This window comes from Veillonella sp. (genome assembly GCF_015058545.1).
Classification (GTDB): domain Bacteria; phylum Bacillota; class Negativicutes; order Veillonellales; family Veillonellaceae; genus Veillonella_A.
The window spans coordinates 1-13,770 of sequence record NZ_SVCB01000088.1; the positions used below are offsets into that span (position 1 = coordinate 1).

Annotated in this window: 12 protein-coding genes, 1 rRNA gene and 1 riboswitch; of the genes, 9 read left to right on the plus strand and 4 right to left on the minus strand. The window is 45.7% G+C overall.

The features are described from left to right. The 8 genes from E7204_RS05910 to E7204_RS05945 form a co-directional block, all read left to right on the plus strand. Positions 1-109: IS3 family transposase (locus E7204_RS05910; protein ID WP_295180961.1), on the plus strand; the 109-nt coding region annotated here is incomplete at its 5' end. A gap of 149 nt (positions 110-258) precedes the next feature. Further along, positions 259-1,197 carry a nickel ABC transporter permease gene (gene nikB / locus E7204_RS05915; RefSeq protein WP_295182737.1) on the plus strand — a complete coding sequence of 313 codons (939 nt, stop codon included), beginning with the start codon at positions 259-261 and terminating at the stop codon, positions 1,195-1,197. Then, positions 1,197-2,021: a nickel transporter permease gene (nikC, locus tag E7204_RS05920; RefSeq protein WP_366483570.1), complete on the plus strand. Its 825-nt coding sequence runs from the start codon at positions 1,197-1,199 to the stop codon at positions 2,019-2,021. The genes nikB and nikC overlap by 1 nt, the downstream gene beginning before the upstream one ends. Positions 2,022-2,200: 179 nt before the next feature. Next, positions 2,201-3,763 carry an ABC transporter substrate-binding protein gene (locus E7204_RS05925; RefSeq protein WP_295182742.1) on the plus strand — a complete coding sequence of 521 codons (1,563 nt, stop codon included), beginning with the start codon at positions 2,201-2,203 and terminating at the stop codon, positions 3,761-3,763. A 108-nt stretch (positions 3,764-3,871) separates the two neighbouring features. Continuing rightward, entirely contained in the window at positions 3,872-4,504 is a 633-nt protein-coding gene (locus E7204_RS05930) for an ABC transporter ATP-binding protein (RefSeq protein ID WP_295182744.1), read from the plus strand. Continuing rightward, the gene (locus tag E7204_RS05935) at positions 4,471-4,686 is read left to right on the plus strand and encodes a hypothetical protein (RefSeq protein WP_295182747.1); all 216 of its coding nucleotides are present in this window, start codon (positions 4,471-4,473) and stop codon (positions 4,684-4,686) included. Before E7204_RS05930 ends, E7204_RS05935 begins: the two co-directional genes overlap by 34 nt. 43 nt (positions 4,687-4,729) lie before the next feature. Further along, positions 4,730-5,542 (plus strand): dipeptide/oligopeptide/nickel ABC transporter ATP-binding protein, encoded by an 813-nt coding sequence (locus tag E7204_RS05940; RefSeq protein ID WP_295182761.1) that lies wholly within the window; start codon positions 4,730-4,732, stop codon positions 5,540-5,542. Between the two features lie 72 nt (positions 5,543-5,614). After that, on the plus strand, positions 5,615-6,115 hold the full coding sequence (locus E7204_RS05945) for a GNAT family N-acetyltransferase (protein WP_295182750.1): 501 nt from the start codon (positions 5,615-5,617) through the stop codon (positions 6,113-6,115). A gap of 371 nt (positions 6,116-6,486) precedes the next feature. Here the strand turns inward: E7204_RS05945 and E7204_RS05950 are convergent, their stop codons facing one another. The 4 genes from E7204_RS05950 to E7204_RS05965 are packed head-to-tail and all read right to left on the minus strand — an operon-like array spanning position 6,487 to position 12,382. Continuing rightward, the gene (locus tag E7204_RS05950; RefSeq protein ID WP_295182751.1) at positions 6,487-6,813 is read right to left on the minus strand and encodes a hypothetical protein; all 327 of its coding nucleotides are present in this window, start codon (positions 6,811-6,813) and stop codon (positions 6,487-6,489) included. Between the two features lie 28 nt (positions 6,814-6,841). After that, positions 6,842-8,008, minus strand: a complete 1,167-nt coding sequence (gene meaB, locus E7204_RS05955; RefSeq protein WP_295182754.1) for a methylmalonyl Co-A mutase-associated GTPase MeaB — start codon at positions 8,006-8,008, stop codon at positions 6,842-6,844. Between the two features lie 4 nt (positions 8,009-8,012). Next, on the minus strand, positions 8,013-10,196 hold the full coding sequence (gene scpA / locus E7204_RS05960) for a methylmalonyl-CoA mutase (RefSeq protein ID WP_295182756.1): 2,184 nt from the start codon (positions 10,194-10,196) through the stop codon (positions 8,013-8,015). Then, complete coding sequence (locus E7204_RS05965) at positions 10,196-12,382, minus strand: methylmalonyl-CoA mutase family protein (protein WP_295182759.1); 2,187 nt, start codon at positions 12,380-12,382, stop codon at positions 10,196-10,198. Before E7204_RS05965 ends, scpA begins: the two co-directional genes overlap by 1 nt. A 375-nt stretch (positions 12,383-12,757) precedes the next feature. Continuing rightward, positions 12,758-12,940, minus strand: a riboswitch (cobalamin riboswitch). A 703-nt stretch (positions 12,941-13,643) separates the two neighbouring features. Between E7204_RS05965 and E7204_RS05970 the strand changes: the two genes are divergently transcribed. Continuing rightward, positions 13,644-13,770, plus strand: a 16S ribosomal RNA gene (locus tag E7204_RS05970); the annotation flags it as partial.

Here is a 13,770-nt window from a genome sequence, read left to right on the forward strand (position 1 = left end):
CAATAAACTAAGAGATTACATAGACTATTACAATACTAAACGTATCAAACTTAAATTAAAAGGAATGAGTCCGGTAGAATACCGGACCCATTCCCAAAAAGTTGCTTAATTACTTCTGTCCAAGAAAATGGGTGCAGATCACTCTTTCAAGAGTGAGTTTTTTTTATTGCATTTTTGCTAGTAATTGGCCATTAAGGGATTATGAAAAACGATGTTTTGATTAGATTAGGGGCAGAGCTATATTAGGGAGGGACAGGAATGGTAAAGAAGACACTGCAGCATTTGGGGCAGGTGTTGATAACGGTAATTGGGGTTACGTTTTTAACCTTCAGTTTAAGTTTTCTGGCGCCGGGCGACCCTGTGCTCATGATTTTGGAAACCGCGGATACCATGGTTTCACAGGAGTTGATTGATCATACGAGGAAGGAATTGGGATTGGATAAACCGTTCTTGGTACAATATGGCAATTGGTTGAGCCATGCAGTTCAAGGTGACCTCGGCATGTCCTATTCGGCCAAAAAACCGGTTGTCGATAAGATGATGGAGGCCTTGCCGGGGACACTCATGTTGGCTAGTGTGACGATTGTGATGCTTCTTGTAATAGCCGTCCCCATGGGGGTAATCGCGGCTATTTACCAAAATCGATGGCCTGATTATCTTTTCAGGGGCATTGCTTTTATAGGTATTTCGGTACCGGCCTTTTGGCTCGGTCTTATGTTACTGTACATTTTTGGCTATAAATTGGGCATTGCACCGATTGCTACGGCTACGGTGTCGCTAAAAAATGCAATTTTACCGGCCTTTACCTTGGCGTTTACGTTAATTTCAAAATTTATGCGCCAAGTGCGTTTGGTCGTACTGGAAGAAATCAATAAAGACTACGCCGTAGGAGCCCGAGCACGAGGGATGACAAATACGGAAATCATGTTCAAACATATTCTGCCGAATGCATTTTTACCATTGCTTACCATCTTTGGTATGTCCATGGGCTGGCTACTCGGTGGGGTTGCGGTTGTAGAAATGGTATTCTCCTGGCCGGGCCTTGGTAAAATGGCTGTCCAAGCCATTACCTTCCGCGATTATCCTCTCATTGAAGGATTTGTTCTTTGGGCCTCTATTGCGTACATGTTAATCAACGGCATCATCGATTATTCCTATACGCTCTTGGATCCTAGATTGAGAAGGGGGAGTAAATAATAAAAGAATTTATTAGAACACATAAAGCTTTCTCCTTCTATACATCCTTAGTTTTATTGGTTGTATTGATAGCTCTTTTTTCACCATGGCTTACGCCGAACGATCCGTTTGCTTCGAATTTAAGCAATGCCTTAAAAGCGCCCAGTTCTACTCATTGGTTCGGGACGGATAAATTAGGTCGTGACGTATTGTCGCGTATCATTTACGGCACCGGCTTATCCTTATTCATGGGCTTTACCATTGTTGTGTTGGTTGCGTCCATCGGTACCTTGGTAGGCTCTTTGGCCGGTTATTTCGGGGGCAAAGTTGAAATGGTGCTCATGCGTCTTTGCGACATTATGATTTCATTCCCGGGCATCGTGCTTGCCATCGCTATTGCCGGTATTATGGGCGGTAGCGTAGGCAATACAATCTTGGCGCTCACCATTGTAGGTTGGGCCAAATATGCGCGCCTAGTGCGAAGCCTTGTTATTAAAGTTCGTCAGGAAGATTATATAGCGGCTGCTATTATGAGTGGCGGTACGTCGGCTGTTATCTTGCGCCGCCACGTGTTACCAAACATTATGCCGCTCGTCGTGGTTACGGCCAGCATGGATCTTGGCGTTATGATGCTTGAAGTAGCCGGCCTTTCGTTCTTCGGATTCGGTGCTCAGCCACCGACACCGGAATGGGGCTTAATGCTCAATGAAGGACGTCAGTATCTACAGTTGGCACCATGGCTCATGATATTCCCGGGCGCGGCTATTCTCATTGTAGTATCTATTTTTAACCTGTGGAGTGACAGCTTGCGCGATATTTTGGATCCGCGTCAAAACAGAGGTTAATGGTCGAAGTCGTGTAGCAGCTGATGGATGGAATCCGTATAGCAGCTAATGATTGGATGACGATTTAACTTTGTCAGATGATACCCGTTAGGGAATGATATAGATTCATCTTGAATGTTAGTGTTAATCAAGCTGTGTGTTAATTTGTTAAAGGTATTTTTTTATGGAGGAATGTTATTATGAAAAAATTCTGGCGTAAAGCGCTACTCGGTGGCTTAGGCGTGGTATTGGCGGCGTCACTTTTGGCCGGCTGCGGCAGTGATTCTGCAGAAAACAAAGACGTGTTAAAAGTAGGGGTAACCAACTTTGCGGATACTTTGGAGCCTACCGATAACTTCTATGCTTGGGTAGTTATGCGTTATGGTATCGGTGAAACGCTTACCAAGTTTGATAAATCCATGGTGGCTAAACCTTGGATAGCATCCAAATGGTCTTTGGCCGATGATAAATTAACTTGGACATTTACCATCGATGATAAGGCTAAATTCTCGAACGGTAAAAAAGTAACGGCTGCTGAAGTCAAAGAATCCATTGAGCGTGCCTTTGCTAAAGCTAAACGTGCCACGACCTTCTTTGAATATGACTCCATCGAAGCGAACGGTCAGGATTTAATCATTAAAACGAAAAAACCTATGCCGAATATGCCGGGCTTATTAGCGGATCCGTTATTCCTCGTTGTTGACGTACAAGCTGAAAAAGACGGTCGCAACTTTGCCAAAGAAGGTCCGATTGCTACCGGCCCGTACACCGTTGTTTCGTACAGCAAAGATAAATCCGTATTAAAAGCTAACGAAAACTACTGGAATGGTACCGTGCCGTTTAAATCGGTAGAAGTACCGTCCATCGAAGATCCGAATACCCGCGCTATGGCGTTACAATCCGGCGAAGTGGATATGGCCGTTAACATCGGACCGGGCGAAATCGATCTTTTCAAAGGGAACGATAAATTCCAGGTTGATGAAATTGCTTCCTTGCGCGTAGTATTGGCTCGTATTAACCAAAAAGGCTTATTGGGTGATCCTAAAGTGCGTGCTGCCTTCATCAGTGCTACGGACCGTCAAAACTATGCGGACGTACTCTTAAAAGGCACCTTCATTCCGGGCAAAGCACCGATTCCACCATCCATGGATTACGGGTTTAACCAATTAACAGACCCTAATGCTTATAACCCTGATCGTTCCAAACAATTATTGGCAGAAGCAGGCTGGAAAGACACTGACGGTGACGGCATCCTCGATAAAGACGGTCGTCCGTTATCCGTTAACTTCGTAGTTTACAACAGCCGTGCGGAATTACCTATCTTCGCTGAAGCGGTACAGGCTGACCTTCGTAAAGTGGGCGTAGACGTTAAGATTAAAACCGTTGACTATACGTTAATCGATAAAATGGGTATCGATGGTGACTATGACTTACTTATTTCCAACATCGTAACGGCTAACACCGGTGACCCTGAAACATTCCTCAAATGGTACTGGAAAACGAATGTTAACGGCGATAATCCGCAAAACGGTTCCGGTTACAGTAACCCTGAATTCGACGCTAAATTAGATGCTTTATCCACCGAATTTGATCCGGCTGTTCGTAAACAATTAATTATTGAGGCTCAGCAGATTCTCTTGAATGACGGTGCTGCATTATACCTTGGCTACCCAATGACCAATATTATTGCCAATAAAGCTCTTAAAGGTGTAGTAATGTTCCCATCCGATTACTACTGGATTACGAATGATATTACTAAATAAGCTTATTGGCACGTAAGTTATTTCAGATGGTAGATACTATTTGGTGATATTTAATATTTTGAAAAAGCTTAGTTATATAAGCAATACGAAAGGATGTGCGCAAACGATATGACACGGGAGGCAGCACTGGTAGAAGTAAATAATTTGAGCATAGCCTATGGTGAAGCGGCGCCTTCTGTGACAGACGTTACGTTTTCCTTAGAAGAAGGCGAAATTCTCGTTATTGTAGGTGAGTCGGGCAGTGGCAAAACCACGGTCATTCGTGCCTTAATCGGCTTATTGTCGGTTGGTGGTCACGTTGTGGGCGGCCAGGCTCATTATCGTGGTCAAGACATTGCTCATTGGTCTGAAGAAGAATGGCGGAAATATCGGGGCACCGATATTTCCATGATTTTCCAGGATAGCGGCAGTGCTATGGATCCGATTCAAACCATCGGCAAGCAGTTTATTGCTCATATTCGTCGCCACAGTGATTTAGATAAAGGGGCGGCGGAAACCAAAGCCATCGAGTTAATGAAAATGGTATCCTTGCCGGCGGATAAGGACTTTTTGAAACGGTATCCCTTTGAACTTAGCGGCGGTCAACGTCAGCGCTTGGGGATTGCCATGGCGATGGCCTTCACGCCACACTTGTTACTGGCCGATGAACCTACCTCGGCCCTTGATGTGACGACGCAGGCTCAGATAGTAGATGAATTGATGCGGCTTTGTCAGAAGAGTCGCACGGCATTATCATGGTAACCCACAACATCGGGGTAGCCGCTCATATGGCGGATAAAATCATGGTTATGCAGCAAGGTAAAGTAGTTGATTACGGCTCGCGCGACGATGTTCTTTTCAAAAAACATTCCACCTATACTCAGCAGTTATTGGAAGCCGTACCGACGTTAGGAGGGACACGCTATGTCGACACAGTTGAATAAGGAAGCCGTAGCCTATACTGAAAATTACGGCACTCATACTTCAATGGCGGCAGCCGATGGCGTAGGTACTCCGATTTTGGAAGTCAAGGGTCTTTGTAAAAACTTCTCGTTGCCCAATGGCGGCACGTTACAAGCTTGTAAAGAAGTGTGTTGGTCCTTATGGCGCGGCGAATCACTGGGAATCGTTGGTGAATCGGGCTCCGGTAAAAGTACGCTCATGAAGATGATTATGCAAATGACGGCACCTTCCGGCGGCGAAATCTATTTAAACGGTGTGGAAATTTCTAAAGCATCGGCCAAAGAGAAGCGCGAACAACGGCGCAAGATTCAAATGGTGTTCCAGGACTCTTCGCAGGCCTTTGACCCGCGTATGTCAGTTGAAGATATTATCTGTGAACCTTTGTACAATTTCGGTCTTTTGAAAAAAGGCGAAACCACGGCTATTGCCACCAAGTATTTGGAATTGGTTGGGCTTAACGGCACGTTTGCCAAACGTTATCCTCATGAAATGAGCGGCGGTCAGCGTCAAAGGGTGGCCATTGCCCGTGCCTTAGTATTGGAGCCGGATATCGTTGTATTTGACGAAGCGACTTCGGCCCTTGATGTGTCCGTACAGGACTCGATTGCAAAATTGCTCGTTAAATTGCAGAAGGAAAAACAGTTAACCTATTTATTTGTTGCTCATGACATTGCCTTAATTCGCAGTATTTGCCATCGCGTCGTTGTCATGTATAATGGAGAAGTAGTGGAAGCAGTTTCGGCAGAACATTTAACAGAAGCTAAACATCCATATACGCGTAAATTACTGGCAGCGGTATTTGAAGTGACCGAGCATCGTAGACTGGTCGTATTATAATGTGAAGGTAGTAGGGACTGCCGAGGCGTCATAGTAGGCTGATGTAGGTATTTGGAGGCTGATTTATTAGGTATGGCAAATATTGAACTGATTACCCCGGACACGCCACGGGAGCCGATTTATCAATTCTTAGTTGAGCAAATGCATTTGCATTATAGAAGACCCTTGGATAGTGAGCATAATAAATATTTTTTACAATTAGCTGAACAATATTCGCCCGATAAGCGAAGTTCTTTCTATGTACTTTATGAAAATGGCGAAGTGGTGGGGACAGGTTGCATAAGCCCTTTGGAAGCTCATCATCGCCGTCCGCCTCATTGCGTAGATGAATCGCTTTGGGGATATATATCGCGCGTGTATATTTCACCGAAAGCACAAAGTTCAGGCTATGGACGTCAGATTTATGAGGTACTGGAAGCAAGAGCCAAAGAGTTTGGCTATACTCATTTATGTTTGAATACGCATAAATTCCTTACCAAAGGCTGTGCCTTCTGGAAGCGGCACGGTTATATAGAGTTCTATGATATGTTGGATGAATGGCATACTATTTGGCTCAGCAAAGAGTTAGTATAGTCTTGTTCGGTGTGAATGGGTTGTCAGGCGGTCATCTTGTAAAAAGTTATCCACTAAAATAGGGTGACTTATTCACAGAAAATCACTTGCTTATACACAAATAATCGCAAGTTATCCACTACTTATCCACCGAAAAGCATGACTTATCCACAGAATAGTGATTAAGTTTTTAGAAAAAGTTATTCACAAGTGAATCTACAAAAGAAAACATAAGCGAATATACACAATTAAATACAAAAAAGAAAAAGCGTAATGCAATTGGATTCGATGAATCTCTGCATTACGCTTTTCTTATGGGCTACACAGAATGAAAACTATAGAGTAGCGTTGGGGGTGTGAGTAATGTTTTAAGGGGTCAGCTATATAAACACTTAAATAGCATTGTCATTTGTGGGCATAACGCTATCTAAGAGGAGGAGTATATTGTTGCCTATCTCCGAATAAAAACGCACGCTATCAGTTGACTCTATAAACTCCCATTTAACATGCATAGCCGTATCGTTAGGGCCGTACTTTGAGCGGAGCGCTGTCTGTACGGTTTGGGGTAAACGCATATCATACATGATGTTATAACGGTTGAATTTATCGTCTACCAAGATATAGTGGCTGTCGATAATTTCCACATTATAACGGCGTGATACAAGGTCGAGTAATCCTTGAGGCACTTTGTAGTCGTTTTCTTGATTTGTCGCAGTCAATTGCATGGCCTCCTTTCGATGGATAACCCTATTTGAGTATCGGATTGCTTTTAGATCCGATAGGCTCTAATTTTTCTTCAATAAACGTATTAATAAGCTGCTGCACCGCTAAGGTTGGTGTCAGTTCGCCTTGAAGAACTTTACTTTCCACTTCGTCTCGGGAAGCTACGATTCGCGGCGCCCGATAGAATAAGTTGTGAAGATGTTCTTCCACCATGGAGTATACCCAGGACATGGTTTGCTGTTTGCGTCGTTCCGCCAAGACGCCGTTAGCTTTGCACTGTTCAATGAAGGTTTCAATGACATCGTGCCAAAGTTCCATAACGCCTTCGCCGGTATAGGCCGAGCAAGTATAAGCCTGGGTAGTCCACCCTTCGGTAGCAGGCCGTAAGAAATGGAGAATCCGGTTGTATTCGGATTTTGTGATTAAAGCTTTCGGCTTATTGTCACCGTCCGCTTTATTGACCACGATGGCATCGGAGAGTTCGATAACCCCTTTTTTCATGCCTTGCAGTTCGTCACCGGCGCCGGTGAGTACGACTAATAGGAAAAAGTCGACCATGGAGCGCACGGTGGTTTCACTTTGACCAACCCCGACGGTTTCGACGAGGATGGTGTCATAGCCGGCCGCTTCGCAAAGCAGCAAGGTTTCGCGGCTCTTACGGGTGAGGCCCCCAAGTGTGCCGCCCGAAGGGGACGGACGAATGAAGGCATTTTCCTGGCGGGACAGGGTAAACATACGAGTTTTATCGCCCAAGATACTGCCGCCCGTTACGGTACTGGACGGATCCACCGCCAAAACGGCTACCTTATGCCCTTCTTGGCAAAGTTTGGTACCGAGGCATTCGATAAATGTGGATTTACCGGCGCCCGGTACCCCGGTGATGCCGATACGGGTCGCTTTACCGGTGTAGGGCAGGACTTTTTGAATGACTTGCTGGGCCATTTCAAAATGGGCGGCCGCGTTACTTTCGATGAGGGTAATGGCGCGGGAGAGCATCATGCGGTTGCCGCTTAAAATGCCTTCCACGTAATCATCGACGGTAAGCTTGGCCGGCCGTTTGCCACCGGCTTGTTTAGGTGGTGTGCTTGAGGTATTACGCAAAGGACTGTCATTGACGCCGCGCATAACGCGGCAGGCGAATTTATCATCATCGGCTTCGGGAACCCAGGACGGTTTGTATCGTTCCGTCATAGTATCACTCCTCTAGACGTTCATTTAACAATTCGAGTACTTTCTTCGCGCATACAGGGATAATGGTACCCGGGCCAAAGATGGCGGCGGCACCGTGTTCATATAAGAAATCATAATCTTGCGCCGGAATTACGCCGCCGATGATAACCATAATATCTTCACGGCCACGTTTTTTGAGCTCTTCAATGAGTTGCGGCATAAGCGTTTTATGACCGGCGGCCAAGGAGCTGATGCCGACGATGTGAACGTCATTGTCCACGGCGTCTTGGGCAGCTTCTTCCGGAGTCTGGAATAAAGGTCCGATATCTACGTCGTAGCCCATGTCGGCGAAGGCTGTAGCAATAACTTTGGCACCGCGGTCATGACCGTCTTGGCCCATTTTAGCGATAAAGATACGTGGACGACGACCTTCCCGTTCTTCGAAGTCATCCGTCATCTGACGTACTTCGGAGATAACGTCGTCATCGCTGAATTCACTGCTGTATACGCCGGAAATGGAACGGATAATCGCTTTGTGGCGTCCGCAGACTTTTTCAACGGCATCGGAAATTTCACCTTTGGAAGCACGGGCACGAGCGGCTTCAACGGCTAATTCTAATAAGTTGCCTTCGCCGGTTTCCATGGAATGAGTAATGGCATCGAGGCATTGACGAACTTTGTCGTTGTCGCGGTTAGCGCGTAATTTTTCAAGACGTTCAATCTGAGCCAAGCGTACGGTAGTATTATCTACTTCGAGAATATCGAGCGGATCTTCTTTATCTAGGCGCAAGTAGTTAACGCCGACGATTTTTTCACTACCGGAGTCAATATGAGCCTGGCGACGAGCGGCTGCTTCTTCGATACGCATTTTCGGAAGACCTGTGTCGATAGCTTTACTCATGCCGCCCAATTCTTCGATTTCCTGGATATGAGCCCACGCTTTGCGAATCAATTGGTTGGTCAAGAATTCTACATAGTAGGAACCGCCCCATGGGTCGATAACTTTACATACTTTCGTTTCATCTTGGATGTAAAGCTGCGTATTACGGGCAATACGGGCCGAGAAGTCGGTCGGCAAGGCGATGGCTTCGTCAAGCGCATTGGTATGAAGCGATTGGGTATGGCCGAGCGCGGCTGCCATAGCTTCGATACAAGTACGGGTAATGTTGTTGAATGGATCCTGTTCGGTGAGGCTCCACCCGGATGTCTGCGAGTGTGTACGGAGCGCCATGGATTTAGGATTTTCCGGATTGAAGCTGTTAACGATTTTTGCCCATAACATACGGCCGGCACGCATTTTGGCGATTTCCATGAAGTAGTTTTTACCCATAGCCCAGAAGAAGGAGAGCCGTGGGGCAAACTGGTCAATGGTTAAGCCGTGTTGGGTACCGGTACGGAGATATTCGAGACCGTCCGCCAAGGTGTAACCGAGTTCAATATCGGCGGTAGCACCGGCTTCTTGCATATGGTAGCCGGAAATGGAGATACTGTTAAATTTAGGCATGTATTTGGACGTATACGCGAAGATATCGCCGATAATACGCATGGAAGCGGCCGGAGGATAGATATAGGTGTTACGTACCATGAACTCTTTCAAAATGTCATTTTGAATCGTACCGGCCATAACTTTTTTATCAACGCCTTGTTCTTCACCGGCTAAGATGTAGAACGCCATGATTGGCAAAACGGCGCCGTTCATTGTCATGGATACGGACATTTGATCGAGCGGAATACCGGAGAAGAGGATTTCCATATCGAGGATGGAGTCAACGGCTACGCCGGCTTTACCAACGTCGCCCACTACGCGTGGATGGTCGGAGTCATAACCGCGGTGTGTAGCGAGGTCAAAGGCGATGGATAAGCCTTTTTGACCGGCCGCGAGATTACGACGATAGAAAGCGTTGGACTCTTCGGCGGTGGAGAAACCAGCGTATTGACGTACTGTCCAAGGGCGGGTTACATACATGGTGGCGTATGGTCCGCGTAAATAAGGCGGTAAACCGGCCAAATAATTCAAGTGATTGCAATCGGCATAGGCACCTTGGTCATATAATGGCGCTACATCGATTTGTTCCATCGTACGATAGAAGTTTTCATCAAAGGATTTGCCTGTTTCAGCTTGTAACTGACTAAGCCATTCTTGAGCAGCTTGCTCATTGGCTTCGGCCCCGGCAAATGGGATATTTGCGAAATTAGGTATCTTAGCCATTATTTAATCATCCCCTTTTCTTGTTGCATCCGTAACAGTGTTTCGTAGCAGTTGGAGCGTACACTGATGTAATCATCCATACCGGCTGCATCGCATAACTCTTTGAGTTCAGGTGATGGCGCACCGGCGAGGAATACTTTCATTTCAGGGCGCTGAGCTTTGATGCCTTTCGTAACGGCCGGCGCCAGTTCCGGATAGGTGTCGTCGGTGGAGCATACGATAGCTACGTCAGCTTTAGATTCTAAAGCGGCAGCCACGGCATCTTCTACCGTTTTAAAACCATCGTTTAAGGCTACATCAAAGGCAGCTACCTGCATGAAGGATGTAACAAAGTCGGCACGGGCTTTATGTTGTGGGATTGGCCCCATATTAGCCAAGAAGATATGAACATTATCGCCGGTTTCGGCTTTGTATTCTTCCGTAGTGCGACGTAACTCTTCATAACGTTCCGTCCAGCGATGGGCTTCGATTGGCGTTACTGTTTCCCCTGCGGTATCAGCAATGAGGGCTGTCGTAACTTCGCCGAAAGTAGCACCGGCGGCGAGCGCTTTTTTCACAGCCCCGATAAGGGACATCGGTTCGCTGAAGTCGGATTCTTTAATTAACTGCAAAGCTTCATCAATCGCTTTTTGGTCAGCTTTTTGACGTTGTTCATTAAGTTCTGCCAAACGTTGTTTTAAAAGTTCCTCTTTATTAACTTCAGGCACTTCGAGCAATTCTTCCGTCATGTTTGGATACATATTGTTGCCTACGGCGCGGTCTTGGCGGGTTGCCAATTTCTTGAAGCGGTCTTCCAAAATGGCATGAACTGCTTCTTGAACTTTACCGGCTTTGATGGCTTCAATGATGCCGCCCATAGTTTCGATTTCTTGGAATTTTGCCCAGGACTTTTCAGTAAATTCCTGAGTCAACGGTTCGAGGTACCAACTGCCGCCGGCCGGGTCGACCGGTTGAATGAAGTTGAATTCATGCTGTTCCATGATTTGGATGTTGCGGGCAATACGGCGGGAGAATTCATCACTCGGACGGATACAGTGGTCGAACGGATACACGTTCATGCCGTCAACGCCGCCCACTACAGCCGAGAAGGACTGTGATGCGGCCCGTAATAAGTTTACATATGGGTCATATACCGTCTGCGTGAAAGCTGAGGTGCTTACGTATAAGTTAATACGTTGAGCCTCTTCGTCGCCGCCGCAATGACGCACCAATTGGGACCAGAGCATCTTAATGCTGCGGAGTTTGGCAATTTCCATGAAGAATGTAGCGCCTACGCTGAAATGGAAACGAATGTGACGGCAAAATGTATCAACATCGATGCCGCGACGTTCCATAGCGCGCATATACGTCAACGCGGTGTGGAGGGCATAGGCCGCTTCCTGAATACCGTTGGCGCCGCCGTTGTGATATACATCAGCATCAACGAGGACAGTTTTTAAATTAGGTGCATGTGCTTTGGCCCAGTGCAAAGTGTGAGCCATTTCGTCAAATAATTCATCCAGCGGACGGCTTGCTTTGCCGAAGCGGAGTAACGAACCGATGGGGTCGGCTGCAATGGCGCCGTGTAATTCACTCGATTTGAGCCCTGCTTCTTTGCAGGCGATAGATACGGCACTAATGAGACTAACTGCGGATGGACCGCAGAATAATTCGATTTCATATTTGTTAACATCGATGTCTTTTAATAGCGCTTTCACATCGTCCGCCGTGCTCAACGAAACACCGGTGTCGACAAAAGCTTCTTCTTGGCCGCTCACCGGGTCTAAACCTTGTAAAGTCAAGCTGTCGGTAGTAATGCTGACTACTGTACTGCCTTTAGCCAATTCAAAAGCGGCCATAGCATTGGCATCGCTAATAGTTTTGCCATCACAGCGCTGGGCAATTGACCAAGGCGTATGAATGTAACCGGAAGCACGAGCACCGCGCAGTTTATCTGCTAATCCCGGGTAGGTGTAAGGCTCGGTTAAATTTTCTTGATCCTCTAAACGATAAATAGGGTGAAATAAAATACCTTCGTAAGTTTTCGTGAACATACTCTTATCGAAAGGCTTACCTTTTAACAGTTTTTCAACGGCGGCTTGCCATTCTTCATAACTGGGAATTTCAAATTCGTCAAAGGTGACAGCGGGCAATTCCTCGTGCCCATTTTGCCTTGATACGGCTAGAGTCTGCTGCTTATGTTCCATAGTACGAATCCTTTCTACATAGCAAATAGAATATGAAATGCAAGGAAATTGATGCATTTTCGCTATATACAACACTATATGGACTCGTTGGCCTTTATGATTAGGTAAAACCGGTTTGTCGCTGAGCCTCGCGCTGTTAGATGACGAGCGGCAGTTGGACTTACTTACTGTATCTCATAATAAACGCGGTAAGATATATTGTTTCCTCCTATAACAATAATAAAACTTCCTACCGAAGAGCCATATAAGTGGATGTACCGGGCAGTCTCCAATAGGAAGTAGTTTCGAAAAAAATACCGTTTCACAGCAAGACTGCAAAACGGTAAGATTGTATGCGAAAAGAATCACACCATATCTTCCCGTCTATCGCGGGTATAACGACATGCTTCCTTAGGCAGTTCTTCTGACTCAGTTTCATCACTTCTTTTGCCTTCCCAAACAATCAATCATGTTCAGTGACATAAATAAAAGAAGCTCCACTTTACAGCGGCGGGACCGTGTCGGATTTGCACCGACTTCTCTATTAAGCTAAAAAGCGCCTATAGGGGACTGTATTTGTTTTATAATTTTATTATATGTTTATAACATAATAGTGTCAATTTAAATACATGCTTGAAGCGCAGGTGAGGTATAAACGTTAGTTATAACTGACGAATAAGCGGTGGTATGCATAATCGGCAAGTAGATAGCGGGACAGAAAGTGCTGGTGTGGGGAGAAAGTTGTTTACTACTACAAGCGGTACAATCATACTATATATACTACTATATGCAGTTAAGAAGATATATGCGCTAATAGCATGCGATGTCCGCTCTGAAGGGAATAGTGTGTTTAATTAAAATCTTTCAAAATATTTCTAAAAAAGGGGTTGACGAACCATAGGTAAAAAGGGTATGATAGTTCATGTCCTCAATCACGGGACATCAAGCGACCGGCTTCAAGTAATTGAAGGCGGCTTGTTTTAAGAAATGTGGTTTATATTACAGTCATTTTTGTGGCAAAACTTTTTAAAAAGAATTTTAAAAAAGTGCTTGATACGATAAACTGATTGCGATATACTAATTAAGCTGTCACAGGCCGCTAGGCTAAAGCGATAAAGCAGATCTTTGAAAACTGAACAATGTAAGGTAATCATTTTTAACGAAATGAACATAGCCAGAGTGCGGGTTTCAACAACGTTGAAACCAACCAAATAAATTCTAAGTCAGATAACTTCGGTTAAACTGACAACAACGAAAACGAGCTAGCGAATAGCTCCAAGATATCTTGGAGAGTTTGATCCTGGCTCAGGACGAACGCTGGCGGCGTGCTTAACACATGCAAGTCGAACGGAGAGAGATGGAAGCTTGCTTCTATCGATCTTAGTGGCGAACGGGTGAGTAACGCGTAA

Excerpts from the sequence above, each read along its gene's own strand:
- nikB (WP_295182737.1), top strand. The coding sequence starts at position 259 with ATGGTAAAGAAGACACTGCAGCATTTGGGGCAGGTGTTGATAACGGTA.
- E7204_RS05925 (WP_295182742.1), top strand. The coding sequence starts at position 2,201 with ATGAAAAAATTCTGGCGTAAAGCGCTACTCGGTGGCTTAGGCGTGGTA.
- E7204_RS05930 (WP_295182744.1), top strand. The coding sequence starts at position 3,872 with ATGACACGGGAGGCAGCACTGGTAGAAGTAAATAATTTGAGCATAGCC.
- E7204_RS05940 (WP_295182761.1), top strand. The coding sequence starts at position 4,730 with ATGGCGGCAGCCGATGGCGTAGGTACTCCGATTTTGGAAGTCAAGGGT.
- E7204_RS05945 (WP_295182750.1), top strand. The coding sequence starts at position 5,615 with ATGGCAAATATTGAACTGATTACCCCGGACACGCCACGGGAGCCGATT.
- meaB (WP_295182754.1), bottom strand. The coding sequence starts at position 8,008 with ATGACGGAACGATACAAACCGTCCTGGGTTCCCGAAGCCGATGATGAT.
- scpA (WP_295182756.1), bottom strand. The coding sequence starts at position 10,196 with ATGGCTAAGATACCTAATTTCGCAAATATCCCATTTGCCGGGGCCGAA.
- E7204_RS05965 (WP_295182759.1), bottom strand. The coding sequence starts at position 12,382 with ATGGAACATAAGCAGCAGACTCTAGCCGTATCAAGGCAAAATGGGCAC.